The sequence below is a fragment of the Fenollaria massiliensis genome (assembly GCF_023347705.1).
GTDB lineage: Bacteria > Bacillota > Clostridia > Tissierellales > Peptoniphilaceae > Fenollaria > Fenollaria massiliensis.
In genome coordinates this window covers 951,655-974,599 of sequence record NZ_CP096649.1, presented here as the reverse complement: position 1 = coordinate 974,599, position 22,945 = coordinate 951,655, and the positions used below count along the sequence as shown (strand labels likewise).

The following is a 22,945-nucleotide window of genomic DNA, read 5'->3' as shown; positions in this document are numbered from 1 at the left end:
AGGTGATATTATGGACAAGAGAAGATTATATAGAGTACAATCTGAAATACAAAGAATTATCTCTGAGTTACTAATCGAAGGACTTAAGGATCCTAGAATTGATCAAATGACTAGCGTATCTAAGGTTGAGCTATCTAATGATACTTCTGTGGCTACTATATATTTCTCGATTTATGGCAGCCAAAAAACTAAAGAAGATACCTTAAGTGCCTTAGAAAATGCTAAGGGCTATATCAGATCGCGTCTTGCAAAAGTTTTAGAGATCAGACAAGTTCCTGAACTTAGATTTAAAATTGACGAAAGCGTTGAATATAGTATAGAAATTCAAAAGATTTTAAATAAATTAAACTTAGAGAGCGAAGAAAAATCAAACGAAGAGCAAAAAGAAGATGAAGAGTAATAACAGTATAAAAGATATTGGTCTAGCGATTGAAAATGCATCTAGCATAAACATTATCTCTCACAAATCTCCAGACGGGGACAACATGGGGTCAACGCTTGGCCTTTATCTTTCACTTAAAGAAAAATATAAAAATAAAACTATAAATATAATTAAGCCAGATGATATTCCTAGTAAATACAAGTTTATCGAAGAAACAAAGTTTTATAATGATGACATGAGCGAGTGCGATGTGCTTTTAGTAATTGATTGCGCTGACGAGAGAAGACTTCTTAATGAAGATAATTTAAAATTTGCGAAAAAAATTATCAACATAGATCATCACAAGAGCAATAAGTATTTTGGCGATATAAATTATGTTCTAGAAGAGTATTCATCAAGCGCTGAGATAGTTTATGATATCATAAAAGAACTTGAGCTACCTATGAATAAAGAAATTGCCACTATGCTCTACATCGGCATAGATACTGACACAGGAAGGTTTATGTACTCGTCGACAACAGATGAGACTATGCAAAAAGTTTCTAAGCTTATGAGCTATGGCATTGATATAAATGAGATAAATATAAAGCTTTATAGAAGCATGAGTAAAAATATTTTTGATTTATATAAACTTGCTATTAATAAAATAAATTTCTATAAAGATTTTGCTTATTTAGTTTTGGAGAATGATGATTTTCTTAAGACTAATACAAGCAGGGACGATACTGACGATATACTTGCATTTTTACAAGGACTTGAAGATTATGACATGATTGCCATAATCAAAGAAGTTAAAGATATTTACAAAGTTTCTTTAAGAAGCAAGTACAAATACGATGTAGGCAGCATTGGAGAAGACTTTGATGGCGGCGGACATAAATACGCTGCTGGATTAACTTATAAAGGCAGTTTAGATGAGCTAGTTAAGAGATTGAAAGGATATGTTGACAATGCAAACTAGCGGAGTAGTCAATGTTTTTAAGGAAAAAGGCAAGTCTAGTAGATATTATACAAATAAGGTAAAGCATCTAAGCAAGATGAAGACCGGACATATAGGCACCTTAGATCCTATGGCTTTTGGCGTGCTTCCCATAGCGGTCGGTGAAGCAACTAAGTTTATAGATTTTCTGAATTTTGATAAAAAAGCTTATATATATAGAATAATTTTTGGCAAAACAACAGAGACTCTAGATGCTGAAGGAGAATTTACCGATGAAGAAGCATGGGACTTTGAAAAAAGTGATTTATTAAGAGTCTTGGATGAGATTGAAGGCGCTTACGAGCAAGTTCCGCCAAAATATTCTGCTAAAAAGATTAATGGAGTGCCTATGTATAAGCTAGCCAGAGAAAACATAGACATAGATACAGCTTCAAGAGCAAAAACTGTTCAAATTTATAAAAACAGACTTTTGAAATTTAACAAAGAAAAATTTTATGCCATAGTTATGAGTGATGTCTCAACAGGAACTTATATCAGAACGCTAGCCTTTGATATAGCGCAAAAATTAGGAACTATATCATATATAGATTATCTTATGAGGTATTATAGCGGTCCATTAAAAATTGATGAGGCTATATGCATAGATGATATGGAAGAGGATGACCTTATTCCAGTCGATACGCTTATAGATTTGCCTGTACTAAAACTTAATGAAAAAAGGTTTAAAGCCGTTCAAAATGGTATGAATTCTTATGTGAATGATGCATACAATGAAGAATATTACAAGGTTTACTGCGCTGATAAATTTTGCGGCGTTGGCTATGTAAAAAAAGATGAGAGTGGCAGAAAGAATATTTATATGAAAAAGGTTTATAAATATGAGGATAATTAACTTAAAAGATGAGTTTACAAGTGAAAAATGTTATATAGCGCTTGGTTATTTTGATGGCATGCACTTAGGGCACTTAAAAATAATCAAAACTTGTATAAGTGATGCTAAAAGAGATAAAGTTTTATCATCTGTTTTATTACTCGATTTTAAAAATGCAAAAAGCATAACGACTATAGATGATAAGATCAAGATACTTGAAGAGCTTGGTATAGATACAGTCTATGTGATTGATTTTACAGATGAACTGAAAAGAACAGAGCCAAAAGCCTTTGTTAAAGATATATTATTAGATAAGTTAAAAGCGAAAAAAACTTATTCAGGAGAGGATTATACTTTTGGACTTGACAAATTAGGAGACACAGGCCTTCTTAAAGATATGATGAAAGAGAGTGGCGGCGAAGCCATAGTATTAAATTTTGAACTAGACGAAAAAATGCAAAAAATTTCATCTAGCAATATTAAAAAATTGATACTATCGGGCGAAGTGATGAGTGCAAACAAAGAATTATCAAGGTACTATTCGATTAAGTCAAAAGTTATCCATGGCAAGAAATATGGCTCAACAGTTGGCATACCAACAGCAAATCTAAATATAAACACAGGCTACATCATTCCATATCAAGGCGTATATGTAACAAAGATTAAGATTAAAGACCAAATATATAAATCAGTTACTAGCGTTGGCAAAAACTTAAGTTTTAATGAAGATTTTGTAAGCGTTGAGACAAACATTTTCGATTTTAAAGATGACATATACGATGATACTGTAAGATTATACTTTACTTATAGGATCAGAGATATGTTAAATTTTGAAGATAAAGATGATTTGATTAAGCAAATCAAGAGCGATATAGATTTTGCAAAAAAATTTGAAGATTATTTATAATTATGAGTATAAAATGCTTTACAAATGCTAAAGTTCATGATATACTAATATAGGTACCTTATGCTATGTATATCGTTCCCGTCGATACACTTGGCTGAGGCAAATATTATTAAGGGGGAAACAAAATGTTATCAAAAGAAGAAAAATCAAAAATCATTGATGATTTTAAAATGCACGAAGGGGACACTGGTTCTACAGAAGTACAAATAGCTATATTTACTAAGAGAATCAATGACCTTACAGAACACTTAAAGACACACAAGAAAGACCATCACTCAAGAAGAGGTTTATTTAAAATGATCGGTCAAAGAAAGGGTCTTTTAAAATATTTGTATAACACAGATATTGAAAAATATCGTGAATTGATAGACAGATTAAATATCAGAGGATAAAGAGGGCGGGGATATCCCGCTCTTTTATTAGATTAAAGGAGATGTGAGATGCAAGAAAATTTTAAAACTACCTTAGCAGGTAGACCTTTAGAAATTGAAACAGGAAAGATGTGCGAGCAAGCTGGTGGCTCTTGCTTAGTTAAGTATGGAGATACTTATGTTTTAGTTAATGCGACAAGCACAAAAGCACCAAGAGAAGGGGTAGACTTCTTCCCATTAAGTGTTGATTACGAAGAAAAATTTTATTCTGTTGGCAAGATACCAGGAGGATATATAAAAAGAGAGGGAAGACCTTCAGAGAAAGCAGTTTTAACTTCAAGGCTGATTGATAGACCAATTAGACCTTTATTTCCTGAGGGCTTTTTTAATGATGTACAAGTCATAGCAACAGTACTTTCAGTTGATCCGGACAATAGTCCTGAAATTGCTGCTATGATCGGTTCATCAGTAGCTTTATGTATTTCTGATATACCATTTAACGGACCAACAGCAGCTGTTTACGTTGGACTTATAGATGGTGAATACGTTATCAACCCAAAACAAGAAGAGATGGAAAAGTCTGATATAAACCTATGTATTTCAGGCACAAAGGACGCTATCATGATGGTAGAATCAGGATCAAATGAAGTTTCTGAAGATCAAATGATAAAGGCTATACTAAAGGGACACGAAGCTATCAAAGAAATTTGTGAATTTGAAGAAGAAATTATCAAAAAGATAGGTAAAGAAAAATATTCATTTGAAAAATTTGAAGCAAAAGAAGAAATTTTTAATGAAATCGATAAAGAGTTTAGAGAAGACATTAAAGACTCTATATTTGAAGCTGACAAGATCCAAAGAATTGAAAACAGCGAATCACTTAAGGATACTATACTAAATAAATATCTTGAAAAATATCCAGAAGATCAAAAGAGCATACTTAAAACTATTGATGATATCACTAGCGAAGAGTTCAGAAAAGGCATACTTGAAAGAAATTTAAGACCTGACGGAAGAAATACTGAACAAATCAGACCACTTTCTGCAGAAGTTGGCTTATTACCTAGAGCTCATGGATCAGGATTATTCAAAAGAGGTCAAACTCAAGTTTTAACTATAGCTACACTTGGATCATTTGGCGACAGTCAATCACAGGACGGCTTGGTTGAAGAGGGCGAAAAACACTATATGCATCAATACAATTTCCCTCCATATTCAGTTGGAGACGTTAGACCGCTTAGAAGCCCAGGCAGAAGAGAGATAGGTCATGGAGCCCTTGCCGAAAGAGCTTTAGTTCCAGTTATACCAACACTTGAAGAGTTCCCATACACTATAAGACTTGTATCAGAAGTACTAAGCTCAAACGGCTCTTCATCACAAGCAAGTATATGCGGTTCAACACTTGCTCTTATGGATGCTGGTGTACCAATTAAAAAACCAGTAGCAGGTATTGCTATGGGACTTATTAAATCAGATGCAAATACAAAGATATTAACAGATATTCAAGGACTTGAAGATCACCTTGGAGATATGGACTTTAAAGTAGCTGGTACTAAAGATGGTATCACAGCTATGCAAATGGATATCAAGGTTCAAGGTATAGATGAAGAGATCATGAAAGTGGCTCTAGAACAAGCTAAGAAAGCTAGATTTGAAATACTTGATGTAATTACATCAGCTATTAGTGAACCAAGAAAAGAATTATCTGAATATGCACCAAAGATTGCAACAATCAAGATAGATCCAGATAAGATTAGAGATGTTATAGGCTCAGGCGGAAAGGTAATTAACAAGATTATCGAAGAAACTGGTGCTAAGATTGATATAACTGATGACGGTGACGTATACATCTCAGCTGATACTACTGAAGGACTTAACGGTGCTAAGAAGATGATAGAAGACATCGTCAAAGAAGTTGAAGTAGGCGAAGTTTATTTTGGTAAAGTTAATAGAATAACTAATTTTGGAGCTTTTGTTGAAGTGTTAAATGGCAAAGAAGGTTTATTACACATTTCACAAATTTCTAAAGACAGAGTAAATAAAGTTGAAGATGTATTAAAGCTTGGCGATGAAATCATGGTTAAGGTTACATCTATTGATGAACAAGGCAGAATCAATCTTTCAAGAAAGGCCTTGGTAGAAAATTCTGACGGGGAATCAAAATAATAGGATAAAATTATGGCAACTATTAAGATAATAAATAAGAGTAAAAATGAAATACCAAAATACCAAACAGAAAATTCAGCTGGCGTTGACATAAGAGCTTCACTTGATGAAGACCTTGTATTAAAAGCTGGTGAGTTTAAACTAGTAAGTACAGGTATCTACTTAGAGATACCTTCTTCTTACGAGGTTCAAATCAGAGCAAGATCAGGACTTAGCATTAAGCACGGCATTGGCCTTGTCAATGGTATCGGCACTATCGATAGTGACTATAGAGGTGAAATAAAGGTTCCTCTAATAAATTTTTCGAAAGAAGATTTTACTATTGAAAATGGTATGAGAATCGCTCAAATGGTTTTATCAAAATACGAAAAAATAAATTTTGAAGAAGTAGATGAGCTTTCAGACTCTGAAAGACAAGATGGCGGATTTGGTTCAACAGGAGTTAAATAATGACATTAATTAAAGCAATAATACTCGCTATAATTCAAGGCATAACAGAGTTTTTGCCAATAAGCTCATCAGGCCACTTGGCCATAGTTCAAATTTTATTTAATATAAAAGAAGGTAATGTATTTTTCTCACAGGTTTTGCATTTTGGAACCTTACTTTCAATTTTGCTTGTTTATCATAAACAAGTTATAAACATGATAGTAGAGTTTTTTAAGATGCTTGCTTCATTAATCAAAAGAGAAAAAATAGAGCTAAACCATTATCAAAAACTAGCTCTATACATCATACTAGCGACTATACCTACAGTTTTCATCGCTTTATATATAGAAAAGTATCTAGATCAATTATATATGTCGTTATCACTTATTGGTGTATTTTTTATAATAACAGCAATATTGATATATTATATTGATATTAATTTGTATAGTAAAACAAGGAGAATCACTAAGGCAGGAGCGCCAAGAGTGCTTGCAATTGGAGCAGTACAAGGCATTGCTGCACTGCCAGGCATATCAAGATCAGGCTCAACTATATTTATTTCACATGCATTAGGAATAAATAAAAAGGATGCAGTCGATTTTTCGTTTTTACTAGCAATACCTGCTATGTTTGGTGGATTTATACTTGGATTAAAAGATATATATAAAGAGGGAGCGACTGTAAGTTTTGATTTAAACGCGATAGTCGGACTTATAGTAAGCTTTATAACAGGAGTACTAGCGATTAGATTAATAAAAGTACTTGCTAATAATAAGAAATTCCATGTATTTTCTTATTACTTAGTAGTACTAGGAATTGTTTGTATAGTAGCAAACTACTTATAAAAGAGATGTAAGCGAAGGGATTGTATGAAAACTACAAAAAAAAGAACAAATATAAAAAATAAGAGCAAAATAAATAAAAAGGTAGATAAGAACGAATCTTTATTGATATCAGGCCTAATAATACTTTTTGCGTCCATATTTTTGCTAATTTTTGCAAATAGCGACGCAACTGGTGTTTTTGGCAGATGGATAAAGAGTGGTCTTGTCTACCTTTTTTCACTTGGATACAATATATTTTTATTTTATCTATTGGTAATAGCTTTGGTTTTATTGATACCAAAGTCTAGACCATTTGCAAAAAAATTAATAATATCATTAAGCATTATATTTTTAAGTCTTTTAATTATTTTTGATTCATCTACATCACTTATGAGTTCATTCTCAGCACACGTTTCTCAAGCGACTGAATCAGCAGGAGATCTTGCTTCTGGCGGACTAATAGGCGGTGTATTTGGTTTTCTTTTTTATAGACTATTTGGTGGCGTTGGTACTGTTATCATTTTAGTTATTATTAATATAATCAACATTTATACACTAACAAGCATTAAAAGAGCTGATATTATCCAAAAAACTGATGACACTATGAATAAAATTCAAGATGGAATTGAAAATAGTGTTGAAAAAATTAAAATTAAGAGACAAGAGATGAGAAATAAAAAGATATTTTCTTCAGATGATATCTTTAATTATGAAGATGATATCAGGACTATAAATAGTGAATCAGATATGAATACCATTACAAACACAAATGATATCAATCTTGAAGGCTTTGACGATGATTTTATCGATATAAAGATAAACGATTCATCAAATACTAAAAATACAGAAGCAGTAGATAAAAAAGAAGACGATCTTAAGGCTAAAGAAAATCCAAAAACTGATAAAAAGCCTAAGACTATTAAAAAAGAGATAGAAAAAACTCAAAAAACTGAAGAGACAGAAGATAATAACGAAGAAATTGATATTGAAAAAGAAATTCATAAGGAAGATATAGTTCATTATGAGTTTCCGTCACTTGATCTATTAAAAGAGGTTGAAGTTACTAACATAAGCTCAAAAGGTAAAGAGATTAAGGACAATATCAAGATTATTCAAGATACGCTTAACAATTTTGGCGTTGATGCTAAGGTTATTGGGGTTAACAGCGGCCCAACTATTACCTCATACGAGATAAGTTTAGCTGCTGGCGTTAAAGTTAGCAAGATACTAAGTCTATCAGATAACTTAGCTCTAGCGCTTGCAACGACTGATATAAGGATACTTGCACCTATACCAGGCAAGAGTGCAGTCGGCATAGAAGTGCCTAATAAGAATAAGGATACGCTTTTATTAAAAGAAATTTTGGATAGCGATGAATTTAGAAATTTAAAATCAAAATTGCCGCTTGCTTTAGGAAAAGATGTTACAGGTAATACCATCATCAGCTCCATTGCTAATATGCCACACTTACTTATCGCTGGTGCAACAGGTTCAGGTAAAAGTGTTTGTATCAACACCATAATCATGAGTATACTTTATAAGGCAAGACCTGATGAAGTAAAATTAATTATGATTGACCCAAAAGTTGTTGAGTTAAATGTTTATAATAATATTCCTCATCTTTTGATACCGGTTGTGACAAACGCTAAAAAAGCGCAATTCTCACTAAACTGGGCAGTTCAAGAGATGGAGAAGAGATACCAATTATTCGCTAAGAACAATGTCAAGGACATGCAAAGCTATAATGAACTTGATACTATCACAGAAAAAATGCCTCAGATAGTCATCATTATAGACGAGCTTGCTGATTTAATGATGGTTGCTGCAACAGAGGTCGAAGACGCTATCTGTAGACTTGCTCAAATGGCGAGAGCAGCTGGCATGCATTTAATTGTAGCGACTCAAAGACCATCGGTCGATGTTATTACAGGAACTATAAAAGCGAACATTCCTTCGAGAATTTCCTTCCAAGTTTCTTCGCAAATTGACTCAAGAACTATACTTGACATGAGTGGTGCTGAAAAATTATTAGGCAAGGGCGATATGCTTTACTATCCATCGAACCTTTCAAAGCCAATTAGAGTTCAAGGCGCCTTTGTCAGCGATAAAGAGGTTAAGAGAGTTTGCGATTTCATAAGAAATCAAGGTGAAGCAAATTATAATCAAGATGCGGTTGAATCCATAAGCACGAATAATACTAGTCAAACAATGCAAGATGATAAGGACGATCTGTATGATGAAGCAGTTAAGCTGGTTGTAGCGGATGGACAAGCATCTATATCATATTTACAAAGAAAACTTAAGATAGGCTACTCACGTGCTGCAAGAATCGTTGACCAAATGGAAGAGATGGGCGTTGTTAGCGGCTACGATGGATCTAAGCCAAGAAAAGTTTTAATTGAAGAAGAAGATTTAGAAAATTTATACGGTGAAAGCGGTGAAGGACTTGAATAAAGTATTTATACTTACTATGGGCTGCTCAAAAAATGATGTAGACTCAGAGACTATGGCATATAAACTAAAGAATAATGACTATACTATAATAAATAATCCATCTGATGCTGATTATATCATCATAAACACTTGTTCATTTATAAATGCAGCGAAAGAAGAGTCCATAGACGCTATATTTGATATGATTAATCAAAAGAAGGATGGAGCTAAGATTATTGTTAGCGGATGCCTTGCTCAAAGATACTCAAAAGAGCTAAAAGAAGAGATTCCTGAGATAGACATCATAGTTGGTACAGGTAATTTTCAAAATATTTCTGAAATAATTAAAGAATACGAAGAAAATAATAAAGATGATGTTTATATAGATAACATCAACGCAGATATTGAATATATAGAAAAAGATGTTGCAGACGTGACAGAATACGTAAAAATTGCTGAGGGCTGTAACAATAACTGCTCTTACTGCATAATACCAAAGCTTAGAGGCAGACTTAGATCAAGGCCCATTGATGATATAGTTAATGAGATCAATCATCTACATAAGCTTGGTACTAAAGAAGTTATTCTTATCGCACAAAACACAACAGATTATGGCATGGACATATATTCAAGGCCATCTTTAGATATGCTTTTAAAAGCAATACTTGAGAGGACCAAGATGCCTTGGATAAGAATTATGTATCTATATCCAGATAATATCACAGATGATTTAATCGAAACATTTAATTCATCAGAAAGAATACTTAAGTATATGGACATACCACTTCAACATGCTTCAGACCACGTTCTTAAGATGATGAATAGACATATTGATAAAGACGAAATTCATGAATTAATCACAAAATTAAGAACTAAGATAGCTGATCTAGTTTTAAGAACTACATTCATAGTCGGCTTTCCAGGTGAGCGAGAAGAAGATTTTGAAGAGTTACTTAATTTTATTAAAAAAGAAAAATTTGATAAGCTTGGCGTTTTTGAATATAGCGACGAAGAGGGTACAAGGAGCTACTCTTTCAATGAAAAACTTGATGAAAAGACAAAAGCTGAAAGAAGAGAAAAAATTATGGACGCGCAAATGGATATCTCAAGAGCGAGCCTTGAAAAAAGAGTTGGAACCGTGATGAAATGTTTAGTTGAAGATGGGGACGCTGGCGAATACACTCTAAGAAGCTTTATGGATGCACCTGATGTAGATGGACAAGTTTATGTAACGAGCGATAAAGACCTAGAGATAGGAAGCTTTGTAGATGTAAAAATTATTGAAGCGCTTGAATATGATTTAAGAGGTGAAATTTATGAACCTAGCAAATAAAATAACAATGTTTAGAATATTTTTGCTGCCAATTTTTGTTTTAAGCTGTTACTGTGATCAAAGCGGCATTTCTAGCCTACTAATATTTTTACTTGGATCATTTAGCGATTTTTTAGATGGGTACGTAGCTAGAAAATACAATATGATCACAGATTTTGGCAAGTTTATAGACCCTATAGCTGATAAGATACTTGTTTTAAGCGCCTTCATCATGTTAATAGACAGGGGCTTCGTTGAGCCATGGGTAGTCATAGTAGTTTTATTTAGAGAATTACTTATCTCAGGTTTTAGGATGCTTGCTGCAAAGAAAAATATATCTATAGCTGCCGATATCTTCGGTAAGCTTAAGACGACAACACAGTTTTTTTCGGTAATATTTTTCTTCTTAACAATTATATTGATAAATAGAAATATGTATATAATAGGAAAAGTTTTATTATACGTCTCAGTAGCTCTAACAATATTATCGATGATAAATTATCTATATAAAAATAGGGAAGTATTCAATGGAACAATGCAATAAAATTATTGAAATTTTAAAAAATAATAATTTAAGCATATCAGGAGCAGAGTCAATAACAGGTGGACTAATATCAAGCGAACTTGTTAAAGTCTCTGGCGCATCTGATGTTTTTCGCGGCACACTTGTTTCTTATCAATCATCAGTTAAGATAAATACACTAAAGGTTGATAGCGAATTGATTGATAAATACACACCAGTATCTATTGCGGTACTATCTTCCATGCTTGATGGAGCGAAGAATTTATTTGATACTGACATCGTTTACGCCATAACAGGAAGCGCTGGGCCAACGTCATATGATGGGATTCCGGTTGGACTTGTTTACTATGGTGTAAGCTATAAAAATCATCAATATTTACATAAAAAGGTTTATACAGGCCCAAGATGTGATATAATAAAAGAAGCAAAGAACGATTTAATCGATTTAATTTTAGAAATAATAATTAAATAATAGAGGTGAAGAAATGGACATGAACGAAAGAGAAAAAGCTCTTGATGAAGCTTTGAAAAAGATTGAGAAAGATTTTGGTAAAGGTTCAATAATGAGACTTGGCGATCACGCTAAGCTAAATATTGAAAGCATTCCAACTGGATGCTTATCACTTGACATGGCTTTAGGTATAGGAGGTATACCTAAGGGAAGAATCATTGAAATCTACGGACCAGAATCAAGTGGTAAGACTACATTAACACTACACATTATTGCTGAATGTCAAAAAAGAGGCGGCACAGCAGCTTTTATAGATGCAGAACACGCTTTGGACCCACAATATGCAAGAAACTTGGGCGTTGACATCGATAAACTTATAGTATCTCAACCAGATAATGGCGAGCAAGGCCTTGACATAGCAGAAGCACTTGTTAGGAGCGGCGCTGTTGATTTAGTTGTTGTTGACTCAGTTGCAGCACTTGTACCTAAGACTGAGATCGAAGGAGCTATGGGCGACGCAACAATCGGTTTACAAGCAAGACTTATGTCTCAAGCGATGAGAAAATTATCAGGCGTTATATCAAAAACAAATTCAACAGTAGTATTTATTAACCAATTAAGAGAAAAAATTGGTATCATGTTTGGTAGTCCTGAGACAACTACTGGTGGTAAGGCATTGAAATTCTATTCATCAGTAAGACTTGACATAAGAAAATTTGATGTAATCAAGCAAAAAGAAGAGACAGCTGTTGGCAAAAAAGAAGATGTCATCGTAGGTAACAGAGTTCGTGTTAAAGTTGTTAAGAATAAAGTTGCTCCTCCATTTAAGGTAGTTGAATTTGATATTATGTATGGAACAGGAATCTCTAAGGAAGGCGATATCTTGGACGTTGCAGTTGATAGAGGTATAGTTGAAAAAGCTGGCGCATGGTTCTCATATAACGGTGAAAAACTTGGCCAAGGAAGAGAAAATGTTAAACAATTATTCAAAGAAAAACCTGAGCTTATGGAAGAGATAGAATTAAAGGTTAGAGAAGCAAGTAAAAAAGAAGACGAAGCTTTAGAAGCAGAAGAAAATACAGAAGAATAAAGTTGATATAATGAAATTTGTATTTATAACAGATACACATATAAAAGAAAAAAATCCTATAAATAGACTTGATAATTATTTTGAAACGGTAATAAATAAGATTGACGAGGCTGCTCATTTTGCAGTTGAAAACAAAGCCAATTTTATAGTTCACGGTGGAGATCTTTTTGATACTCCAACCGTTTCAACTATTTGTCTTGTCAAATTTAATAGGATTCTTTTTTATTTAAAAGAGAATAATATAAAATTTTATGTGGTTAGTGGTAATCACGATATATATGGCCGCAATCCCGATACGCTTCCAAGAACGCACCTAGGTCTACTCGAATCATTTGGCGCTATTGAGATGCTTGATAGAGAAAATACCATTGAAGAAAAATTTTCTAATGGCAATAGCGTTAAAATTATTGGCACACCATATATATACAAGATGGACGCTGAAGATAAAGAAGCCTATCTACTTAGTGAATATGATAAAAAAGATGGCGAGTTTCTGATAAATGTCGTTCATGGCATGCTATTAGAAAAACCATTTATAAAAGAGATAGAACACACCGTTGTAACCGATATAATCAACACTAAGGCGGATTTAACATTATCAGGTCACTACCACACAGGTTTTGGAATAATAAGCCTTAACGATAGAATATTTTTAAATCCTGGTTCGCTTACAAGGTGTTCAAATACGACAGAAGAGTACAAGAGGATGCCTCAGTACGCTCTAATCGAGATAAATGATGACCTAAAACCAGATATCAAGCTTATTGATGTGAAGTGCGCAAAACCTGGCTATGAAGTTTTAGACAGAGAATACATCGAAAAGCACAAGAATGATAAATTAGAAGTTCTTAATTTTGAAAACACCATAAAAGAAGCGGCAGACTTTGATAAGTATGACTACTACAGCGTTTTAGAAGAGATTATTAAGTCTGATAATGTAGAGAAAGAAGTTATAGACGAGGCGAAAAAGCGCTTAGAGAAGGCGGAGGAAGATATTCATGGTCAAGATTAAAAAGATAGATCTAATTAATTTTCAATCGCATAAATTTACTTCGCTTGATTTTGCGGATGGACTAAACGTAATCGTCGGACCATCTGACAACGGCAAAACATCGATACTAAGAGCAATACGCTGGGTATTCTTCAATGAGCCGCAAGGACTTGGTATGCTTAGAAATAACGAAGATTTTGTATCTGTCAGAATTTATTTTAATAATGATTACTCAGTTGAGAGAAAGCGTTCGAAAAAAGAAAATTTATATATCATATATAATGAGAAGACTGGCGAAGTTCAAGAGTTTAACAGCTTAAGAACAGGACTTCCACCAGAAGTATCAAACGTGATGAAGATAAAAAAGATTACGCTTGATAAGGCGAGTGACATAAACTTCAATATACAGTTTCAGCACGATGGGCCTTTTATGTTTAGCTATACAGCGACACAAAAGTCAGCTCTTATCGGTAAGATGTATAATTTAGATGTAGTTGACAAAGCTATTGATGATACGAACAAGGATATAAAATCACAAAAGTCTGATATCAAGAGGATAAATGAAGAAATTAAAGAGCTTGATGAAAAAATTTTAATATATAAAGATATAGAAAAAGAAGAACAATTACTTAAAGATAGAGAGACACTTACAAAAAATATAGAAGAATCAGTAGAAAAGCTAAATTTAATAAATTCACTTAAAAATAAACTTGATGAGAACAAGAAAAATAAAGACTATTTAATTGAAAAGATAAAGGATTTCGATAAAATTTTATCTAATGAAGCGCTTATAGAAAATATTTTTAAGTCTTATGAAATTTTAAATAAATATAAATCTTATCAAAATAAACTAGCTTTGATAAAATTAGATATCGATAAAACCGAAGCCATTTACAAGAAAAGTAAAAATATAACAGAAAAACTTGATATAGACAATACCATAATTAAAAATTTAAATGCATTTAATAAGTTTAATGAATTAAAAAAACGTTTAAACGAATTAAATGTGTCAATTGAAAAAGGTAAGTACTTCATTAAGGAAAACGATGACAATTTAAATAAAGACTTAAAAGAATACACAGAACTACTTATCAAGCTAAAGAAGTGCCCATATTGCAACTCGGACGTTGACAAGGCACACATCGACTTGATTGTGAAAGAATATTTATAAAAGGTGATATTATGGATTATACAAATAGACTTGAGGCCTTGAAAGACAGTTTAGACAAGGCAAAACTGAACAAGGTTAAGTATGAGGAGAGGCTTAACATCCTTCTTAATGATAGGGAGAACATCATTAAAGAGATAAAAGCACTTGGCATAGAGCCTGAAAACCTTGAAGCAGAGATAAAAAATTTAGAAAATAAAATAGCTAGTGAAATTACAAAGGCAGAGGAGCTTTTAAAAGACAATGATTAATTATGCTTTAGAGATTGAAAAGATTAAAAAATTTAATAAGTCTCTAGAAAATAAAATTTTGCAAGATAAAACCAAGAGAGATATGCTTCTTGATAAAAAAGCTTCGCTTACAAAAGAAGCAGAGCGCCTAGATGAGAAGAACATGGTCTTCGAAAAAACAAAGCTGCTTTTAGAAAAAACTAGTGACTACGCAAGAAAACAAGCAATTAAGAGCATCGAGAGTATGGTTACAGGTGCGCTTCATGAAATTTTTGCCTCGCAAAGCAAGTTCGTGATTGAAGAGAAAAGCATCAATGGTAAGGTCGCTGTAGACTTCTTTCTAGAAGATGAAGTAGATGGCGAAAAAGTTCTTACTGATCCGCAGGAGCAAAGAGGCGGTGGATATGTAGACATCATCTCACTTGCACTTCGCTTCGCCATGATTGAAGTATTCAATCCAAAGATTGAAGGACCGATACTGCTTGACGAGCCAGCAAAATTCGTTTCAGAAGATTATATTTACAATGTTGCAGAATTTTTATCCAAGGTGAGCGAAAGCTTTAAGAGGCAGATAATTATGGTTACGCACTCAAAATATCTATCAAACATAGGTGATAAGACCTTTGAAGTAATTAAGCGCGATAATGTTTCGGAAGTAGTGGAGAAGTAGGCTTATGATTATTAAGATCTTAATTGGCTTAGTTAAGATAATCTTCATGATAGCCTTTTTCCCAATAATATTAATTTTATCTTTGTTTAGTGATAAAAATTGTGTAAAGCAGAAGAAAAAGAAAAATAAAAAGCGAGATAAGACTGATGACCTAGCTTGGATAGATAGACTTGAGGAGCTAGATGCACTTATAGATGATTAAGTTAATAGTAAAAGATGTCCTATATAAAGCACAAACCTATGTTTTATATAGGATTTTTTATGATATATATTAAAATTATAAAAAATAATAATTTCAAAATATGTCTTATCGTGATAGCGTTTTTTGTTGACAAAAGATAATATCTATGCTAGACTTAATAAGTTAGCGCTTGCTAACCAATATTATCATAGGAGGTAAAATATGAGCAAAATTAAAAGAATTTTATCTTTATTTCTCGTTCTAGGACTTATGTTAACAAGCTTTGTAGATGTTTTTGCAATTGAAAATAATGCGCAAAGCTATGAAGAAAAACTCGTAGAACTTAAAGAGATAGACGATAATGAATTCGTAGACGCAATTATTAAACTAAACAAGGAACTTGATTATTCTAGGATAGATAGCTTTGTTCAAAACAAAAGCTATGGAAAATCCAAAGAAGAGATTCAAGACGCAATCAGAGAGGAGATTGTCGAACAATCTGAAAGACTTGCTGAAAACTCACAAAAAAGTATAGTAGATATACTTGAAAGCGAAAAAGTGACAGGACAAGTCAAATTTTACGAGTCATTTCATATAATAAACTGTATTAATGTAATTGCTAAAAAATCATTACTATCTAGTTTAGCTAAAAGAAGTGAAGTTGAAAAGATAGTTTTAAATAAAAAAATAAAAGCTGATAAAAAAGAAAAGAACGCACCTGAGGTAAGAACTTATTCAATGAACTCAGCAAACGGAAAACATGTTCCGTGGAACTTAAAAGCTATTGCTGCTGATAAGGCTCAAGAACTTGCAAATTCATCAAATAATGAAGTGGTAGTAGCTATCATTGACTCTGGTGTTGATGGCACTCATCCAGCTATAAAAGACAATTACAGAGGTAAGGATGCAAGTTTAGCTGCATATTCATGGTACAACACAATTACTGGCAAAGACGGATCTCAAGAGATACCAAGTGACTCAAGAGGCCACGGCACACACGTATGTGGAACTATATTAGGAAGTAGGGATAATTCACTTTTAGGTGTTGCACCAAAAGCTAAGTGGATGGCTGTTAAAGTATTTGATGACGATGGCGAGACAGATAACGCAAAATTAATTAAAGCAGGCCAATGGATTATGGCTCCTAATGGAGATCCAAAATATGCTCCTAATGTTGTAAATAACTCATGGGGCGGCAATTCAACAGACGGTTTTTATCAAGATATAGTTAAGGCTTGGAGAAAAGCTGGCATATTCCCAGTATTTTCTGCGGGAAACGTTAGTCAATTTAACAACGGCGGAGAAAATTCTATAGGTACTCCTGCATCATATCCTGAAAGTTATGCTGTTGGTGCCATTAGAAAAGATGAGCATGTAGCCAAATTTTCATTAAGAGGCAAATCAAATTACACTGATAAATGGAAGCCAGATATAGTTGCCCCTGGCGTTAATATTCTTTCATCAATGCCAGGCAATAAATATGAGATCTTGACTGGAACATCTATGGCTGGTCCACACGTAACAGGTGTAGTTGCACTTATGCTTTCTGTTAATAAAGATCTAAGCGTTGATCAAATTGAAAAGATATTAAATTCAACAGCAACACCTTTAAAAGATGAAGACTACACAAGTAGTCCTAACCATGGCTATGGCTACGGCAAGGTAAATGCTGCTTTAGCAGTTGAACTAGCAAAGGGACAAGAAAAAGGCAATGAAGTAAATGATAGCTCTATGGCAATATTCTCAGGAAGATTACTAGCACATGGAGAAGATACAGAAGGACCTAAGTTAGTTCACAATCCTATAAACAAAATATTTACAACATATAAAACAAGTTTTGATGCAGATGTAAGCGATAACGCTGGTGTTGACAGTGTTACTTTATATTTAAAAACTACAGATGAATATGTGGCTTATCCAATGCAACTAAAGAGAGGCTCTAAACTTAGTGGATACTACTCAGTTAGCGTTGCTATAAGCACATTTACATCAGTAAATAGTGGTTCTTATTATATAGAAGCAAAAGATATCAATGGACAAACTTTTAAAACTGATGAATTTAATTTTACAGTTGAAAAAGGCATTGGCATTGGATATAATCAAAACTTTGAAGGAGATATCTCAGGTTTTGAATTTGGAGGAGAATCAAAACTATTTAAGTGGGGCAATATAAAAGAAGATGAGCCAAACAATAAAGTTGTTGGTATAGCACCATACAAAAAAATCAGAACAGGCTCAATACTTGTTATGCCTCCAATAGATTTAAGCAAGGAGACTAGAAATGCAGCTATAAGCTTTAAGCATTACTATGACTTAGGAAATTCGGATTTTGCCTTCTTTGATCAAGCTGAAGTATGGATAGCTGAGGCTCGTGAAGACAGCGACGCAGATAACTTAAAATGGACGCTATTAAGATCATATAAAAACTCATCAAAGGAACAGTGGCAAGACGAGTATATAGACCTTAGTGCTTATAAAGGCAAAAAGATATGCATAATGTTTGGCTTTAGACCAAATGGCGAGTATAATACTGAAGGCAAAGGCTGGTATATTGATGATATAAAGATAGACGAAGTATCTAAAGAAATACCAGAAGCACCAAGTAAATATATAAAATTAACCGATAAAAAAGACGGTAAATTAGTATATAGTTTTTCACCAGTTGAAAACGATAAAATTACTGATTATGAGCTATATAGATCAAGTGATCCCAATGGACCATTTGATTGTGTGTTAAAATTAAATAAAAAAGATAAAGATAAAGGCTTTGGAAAGTATTCGATTGACCTAGTTGATATACCTAAACCACAAAAAGGAACTTATTATTACTATGCTGTAGCCAAGATTGGTGATGTGCCAAGCGAAGCATCAAAAACTTTAAGCCATACATTTACAGAAGGTAAAGAGTATTTAGTATATGACTTTGAAAGTGACGAGCAAGGCTGGACAAGTGAAAGTGGCAGTACTCCTTGGGAGTATGGCGAGCTTGAGTTAGCTGATGCAAATGACCATAATTATAAAAAACCTGCTACAGTAAACTCACTAGGTAAAAACCCTGGAATGAAGATGTGGTCAACATCAATGAATGATTACAGAAAGGCAAAAACAAAATATACTTTAGTTTCACCTAGCATGGACTTAAGTAGATTAGATAACGCTTGTCTTTACTACCAAAACTGGTTCTGCTCTAGTGGTAGAAGACGCTCAGATGATTATGACACTTACAATCAAGATATAGGTGAAATTTATTTTTCTAAAGACGATGGAGCAAGCTGGGAAAAAGTTTATACACTTAACGAAAATGAAGTAGATAAACACATTAAAAACTCTTGGTTTACAAATAAAGTCGATATTGCTAAAGAATATTTAAGCGATAAATTTAAAGTTAAATTTGTTTTAGACGCTGGAAGCGATGATTCGAGATTTAATCCAGAGCAATGCGGCGGTTGGTATATTGACGATGTAAGCATAAATACAAAGAAAACTGACACAAATATAATAACAAAGGCTGATAGACTAAGCCCATTTAGATTAGAAAATATGGAGAGACTTTCATCTGGCGAAGAAGGACAAGGAATAATACCTATTAGCGGAAGAGTTTATATCAATGAGACTAATACTTATGTTGATAGCGAAGCAGGTAGCGGCTACTTTGAGATAAAACTTCCAAAAGGTGATTATACAGCCCTTGCAAGTGCTGAAGGATATAGTGATAAAAAGATTAGTTTTACCCTTAAAGGCGGAGACCAAAAAGAAGATATATACTTAGATAAAGCGGAAAAGAAAACTGTATCTGTAAATGTTTATGATGAAAATGGCGGAGAAATCAGTGGCAATATCAATGTAAAACTATATAAACAAGATGAGAGTGATATACTTGGAGAAATTGATAGTAATTCTATTAGTTTCGAGAACTTAACTCCAGGTAAATATGTTGCCATCGCTAGCAAAGCAGGATATAAATCTACCGTGAGAGAATTTACTGTGCCTACTGGACCTGTAAGTATAAACCTAGGTCCTAAGGTATTTAATCTTGGCACAAAAGATCTTGGATATCAAAATGAAACTTCTGACGAAATTGCTGGACAAGACTTAAAGGGTAGAGCTTTTGCCAATAAGATCAAAAATGATAAGCTAGGAGAGATTAAAGAAGTATCTTATTATATAACAAAGACAAAGAACGTTGACCTTATTGGCAGCAAGTACAGAATTTCTATCTATGATAAGGATGACAATGATTTACTGCCAGGACGTATTTTATTTACAAAGGATTTAAGCTTCGAAGAAGAAGGTTGGAACAAACTAGATATCACTAACGTACAAGTTGATGGTGATTTTTACGTAGCATTCACAAAGCTTGATGGTGACTTAGCTCTTGGCATTGACAATAAGATGGAAAGCGGTTTATCATATGAAATGTTTAATAATGCTTGGATTGAGCCAGCAACAAAGGGAACATATATGATAGGAGCTAAACTAGATGAGCTAAGCGATAAAGAGATGTGCACTATATCTTTTGATGCAAATACTGGCAAAGGCAAGATGAATCCAGTAAAAGTTGAAAAGAGATCAACGTATACACTTCCTAAATGTACTTTCGATGCGCCAGAAAATAAAGAGTTTAAGGCTTGGCAAGTTTATACTAAAGAGATGAACCCTGGAGAAGAGCAACATATATTCGAAGATATCACAATAAAAGCCTTATGGAAAGAAAAAGATAAGAAAAATGAGGAAGAGACTGAAAAACTTGATCCAATAAAGCCAAATTCTCAATTGGCAAGCGCAAATGCAAGTGATTTTACTCACTTTATTCAATATGCTGCTAGCGATGAAGCTAAAAACTATTTAGACGATTTAGATAAGATAATTGTAAATCATAATGGTGCTACAAGTGAAATAAGTAATTTCAGCATAATTGATGACGTTGATTATGCATCAAATAGTATAAAGAAATTAAAATTCCTATACAGCGCCGAACTAAAAGAAGGAGATACAATAAAATTAGTATCAAAGAAGTACAAAAATCTTATAATAAGTATAAAATCTAATACAAACGCGGGAACTGATATTTATTATTCGATTAGTTCAGAGATTGAGGGACAAAAAACAATCTGGACAATTAAATTTGATTCAAATGAAGGCAGCGGTACTATGAAAGATGTCAAAATTGATAATGGAGATATATACGAGCTTCCTGAGTGCAGCTTTACAGCACCTACTGGTTATGAGTTTGATGCTTGGGAATATAAGGGATCAAAAGCAGAGCCAGGACATAAATATCAAATAAATGGCGATGTAACAGTAAAAGCTCTATGGAAGAAAATACCCGATCAAAGCTTTGACGTAAAATTCAATCCTGGCGAAGCTAGTGGTTCTATGGAAGATGCTAAAGCGTATGCAAATGAAGACTTCATTGTACCTGAAGCAAAATTTACAGCTCCAGATGGAAAAGTATTTGATTATTGGCAATTAGATAATGAAAAATTACTTCCAGGTCAAAAGATTGTTTTAGATAAAAATGTTGAGATTAAGGCTATGTGGTATGATTTATCACTTAATACAAAAAATCCTTCTGAACCAATTCTAGAAGAAATAAAATCAAAAGACCCATCTTATAAAAAAGAAAATTGTAAGCACTTCATTGCATATAAGCCAAGCGAAAAGGAATATCTTGATGCTATCAGAGAAATAAGTATAAAAAGAAAGAGTGGAGAAATAAATAATTATCTATTTACTCAAGAAGCAGGACAAGATATGAACGGACAAGATATTTTAAATCTTGTATTTACAAATAAAACTTTCTTTGAAAGAGATGATGAGATTATTATTTCAGCAAGAGGATATAAAGATTTAAGACTTCACATAGTATCTAGTGATGATTATGTCATGAACGCTTTATATATTATTGAAATTGTATCAAAAATTAAATTTGAAACATTTGGCGGCACAGTTATTGAAGATCAAACTGTAAGAGTGGGCTCTTCAAGAATCGATGGGCTGGTAAAACCAAATCCAAATCCTAGTAAAGAAAATTATAAATTTATTGGATGGTATAAAGATAAAGAATGTACGGAAATTTTTGATTTTGACTCAGAAAGACCTATCACAGATACAACTGTTTATGCGAAATGGGAAAAAGAAGAGGAAGTAGTACCTAAGCCAGAACCACAGCCAGAACCACAGCCAGAGCCAAAACCTGAGCCACAACCAGAGCCAAAACCAGAGCCAAGGCCATTACCATTACCAGAAAATGATGAAAAACCAATTAGGCCATATAGACCTAGACCAAAAACTGAGATTAAAGAAGAAACACCTAGCACTAAGCCTATTGAAAATAAAACTCAAGATAACATTCCTACTAAACCTATTGAAACAAAGAAGGAAGAAGGTATTATAATCGAATACCCTAAACAAGTAGTTAATCTTAAAGACGTTTCAAATGAGCCAAAAGATGAAGCTATAAGAAACATGGTAGAAAGAGGCGTTCTAAAAGGTATGGGCAATGGTGAGTTTAAAGCAGATTTAAGCATTACTAGAGCCATGGTAACAAAAGTATTCATGACTATATCTTTAGATAAAAATATAAACGCTGTGAATACATTTACCGATTTAGAAAATGATAAGTGGTATCACGAATCTATATTGTGGGCTACATCTAAAGGTATAATAAACGGCTATAGTGACGGAACTGTTAAAGCAGAAAAGAAAGTTACTAGACAAGAGTTTATAGTTATGCTATACAATCTTATTAAGATAAACAATATAAAATTATATGATGTAGTTAGTGTAGATGAAAATGAGTTTAAAAACCTACCACAATGGTCAAAAGAAGCAGTTATAGCGATTAAAAAGACTGGACTACTTCAAGTTGAGCCAAAAGGCAAGTACGCACCTGAATCTGAATTTACTAGAGGTGAACTTGCTTATACACTTGATATGCTTATAAAACTATTAAAATTACAAAATAATTAAGCTGCATTATATAAGAGGCTATGAGTTAACTCAT

At 33.2% G+C, this 22,945-nt stretch carries 19 protein-coding genes; all 19 read left to right on the top strand.

The features are described 5' to 3' along the window. The first annotated feature begins 10 nt into the window (after positions 1-10). The 19 genes from rbfA to M1R53_RS04840 all read left to right on the top strand — a co-directional run bounded on the left by rbfA (position 11) and on the right by M1R53_RS04840 (position 22,911). A complete protein-coding gene (rbfA, locus tag M1R53_RS04930) occupies positions 11-400 on the top strand; it encodes a 30S ribosome-binding factor RbfA (protein ID WP_070598922.1) in 390 nt (129 codons plus the stop codon). Further along, complete coding sequence (locus tag M1R53_RS04925) at positions 390-1,343, top strand: DHH family phosphoesterase (protein ID WP_249242186.1); 954 nt, start codon at positions 390-392, stop codon at positions 1,341-1,343. The genes rbfA and M1R53_RS04925 overlap by 11 nt, the downstream gene beginning before the upstream one ends. After that, positions 1,333-2,214 carry a tRNA pseudouridine(55) synthase TruB gene (gene truB / locus M1R53_RS04920; protein WP_249242185.1) on the top strand — a complete coding sequence of 294 codons (882 nt, stop codon included), beginning with the start codon at positions 1,333-1,335 and terminating at the stop codon, positions 2,212-2,214. Before M1R53_RS04925 ends, truB begins: the two co-directional genes overlap by 11 nt. Beyond that, complete coding sequence (locus tag M1R53_RS04915; RefSeq protein WP_249242184.1) at positions 2,201-3,100, top strand: bifunctional riboflavin kinase/FAD synthetase; 900 nt, start codon at positions 2,201-2,203, stop codon at positions 3,098-3,100. The genes truB and M1R53_RS04915 overlap by 14 nt, the downstream gene beginning before the upstream one ends. Positions 3,101-3,225: 125 nt before the next feature. After that, positions 3,226-3,492 carry a 30S ribosomal protein S15 gene (gene rpsO, locus M1R53_RS04910; protein WP_019213707.1) on the top strand — a complete coding sequence of 89 codons (267 nt, stop codon included), beginning with the start codon at positions 3,226-3,228 and terminating at the stop codon, positions 3,490-3,492. Between the two features lie 48 nt (positions 3,493-3,540). Continuing rightward, positions 3,541-5,637 carry a polyribonucleotide nucleotidyltransferase gene (locus tag M1R53_RS04905; protein WP_249242183.1) on the top strand — a complete coding sequence of 699 codons (2,097 nt, stop codon included), beginning with the start codon at positions 3,541-3,543 and terminating at the stop codon, positions 5,635-5,637. A gap of 12 nt (positions 5,638-5,649) precedes the next feature. After that, positions 5,650-6,087 carry a dUTP diphosphatase gene (gene dut, locus M1R53_RS04900; RefSeq protein ID WP_106017712.1) on the top strand — a complete coding sequence of 146 codons (438 nt, stop codon included), beginning with the start codon at positions 5,650-5,652 and terminating at the stop codon, positions 6,085-6,087. Continuing rightward, on the top strand, positions 6,087-6,911 hold the full coding sequence (locus M1R53_RS04895) for an undecaprenyl-diphosphate phosphatase (RefSeq protein ID WP_249242182.1): 825 nt from the start codon (positions 6,087-6,089) through the stop codon (positions 6,909-6,911). The genes dut and M1R53_RS04895 overlap by 1 nt, the downstream gene beginning before the upstream one ends. Before the next feature lie 24 nt (positions 6,912-6,935). Continuing rightward, positions 6,936-9,344, top strand: coding sequence for an FtsK/SpoIIIE family DNA translocase (locus tag M1R53_RS04890; RefSeq protein ID WP_249242181.1), 2,409 nt, complete (start codon positions 6,936-6,938; stop codon positions 9,342-9,344). Further along, entirely contained in the window at positions 9,337-10,656 is a 1,320-nt protein-coding gene (rimO, locus tag M1R53_RS04885; RefSeq protein ID WP_249242180.1) for a 30S ribosomal protein S12 methylthiotransferase RimO, read from the top strand. The genes M1R53_RS04890 and rimO overlap by 8 nt, the downstream gene beginning before the upstream one ends. Next, positions 10,640-11,179, top strand: a complete 540-nt coding sequence (gene pgsA / locus M1R53_RS04880) for a CDP-diacylglycerol--glycerol-3-phosphate 3-phosphatidyltransferase (protein ID WP_249242179.1) — start codon at positions 10,640-10,642, stop codon at positions 11,177-11,179. Before rimO ends, pgsA begins: the two co-directional genes overlap by 17 nt. Continuing rightward, on the top strand, positions 11,163-11,630 hold the full coding sequence (locus M1R53_RS04875) for a CinA family protein (RefSeq protein WP_249242178.1): 468 nt from the start codon (positions 11,163-11,165) through the stop codon (positions 11,628-11,630). Before pgsA ends, M1R53_RS04875 begins: the two co-directional genes overlap by 17 nt. A gap of 19 nt (positions 11,631-11,649) precedes the next feature. Continuing rightward, positions 11,650-12,699, top strand: a complete 1,050-nt coding sequence (gene recA, locus M1R53_RS04870) for a recombinase RecA (RefSeq protein ID WP_070599113.1) — start codon at positions 11,650-11,652, stop codon at positions 12,697-12,699. Between the two features lie 10 nt (positions 12,700-12,709). After that, a complete protein-coding gene (locus M1R53_RS04865; RefSeq protein WP_070598898.1) occupies positions 12,710-13,711 on the top strand; it encodes a metallophosphoesterase family protein in 1,002 nt (333 codons plus the stop codon). Further along, entirely contained in the window at positions 13,698-14,861 is a 1,164-nt protein-coding gene (locus tag M1R53_RS04860; protein WP_249242176.1) for an AAA family ATPase, read from the top strand. Before M1R53_RS04865 ends, M1R53_RS04860 begins: the two co-directional genes overlap by 14 nt. Positions 14,862-14,872: 11 nt before the next feature. Then, positions 14,873-15,109 carry a hypothetical protein gene (locus M1R53_RS04855; protein WP_019213696.1) on the top strand — a complete coding sequence of 79 codons (237 nt, stop codon included), beginning with the start codon at positions 14,873-14,875 and terminating at the stop codon, positions 15,107-15,109. Further along, positions 15,102-15,758, top strand: coding sequence for a P-loop NTPase family protein (locus M1R53_RS04850; protein WP_249242175.1), 657 nt, complete (start codon positions 15,102-15,104; stop codon positions 15,756-15,758). The genes M1R53_RS04855 and M1R53_RS04850 overlap by 8 nt, the downstream gene beginning before the upstream one ends. Positions 15,759-15,762: 4 nt before the next feature. Next, entirely contained in the window at positions 15,763-15,960 is a 198-nt protein-coding gene (locus tag M1R53_RS04845; protein WP_249242174.1) for a hypothetical protein, read from the top strand. Between the two features lie 201 nt (positions 15,961-16,161). After that, entirely contained in the window at positions 16,162-22,911 is a 6,750-nt protein-coding gene (locus tag M1R53_RS04840; protein WP_249242173.1) for a S8 family serine peptidase, read from the top strand. The last annotated feature ends 34 nt before the right edge of the window (positions 22,912-22,945 follow it).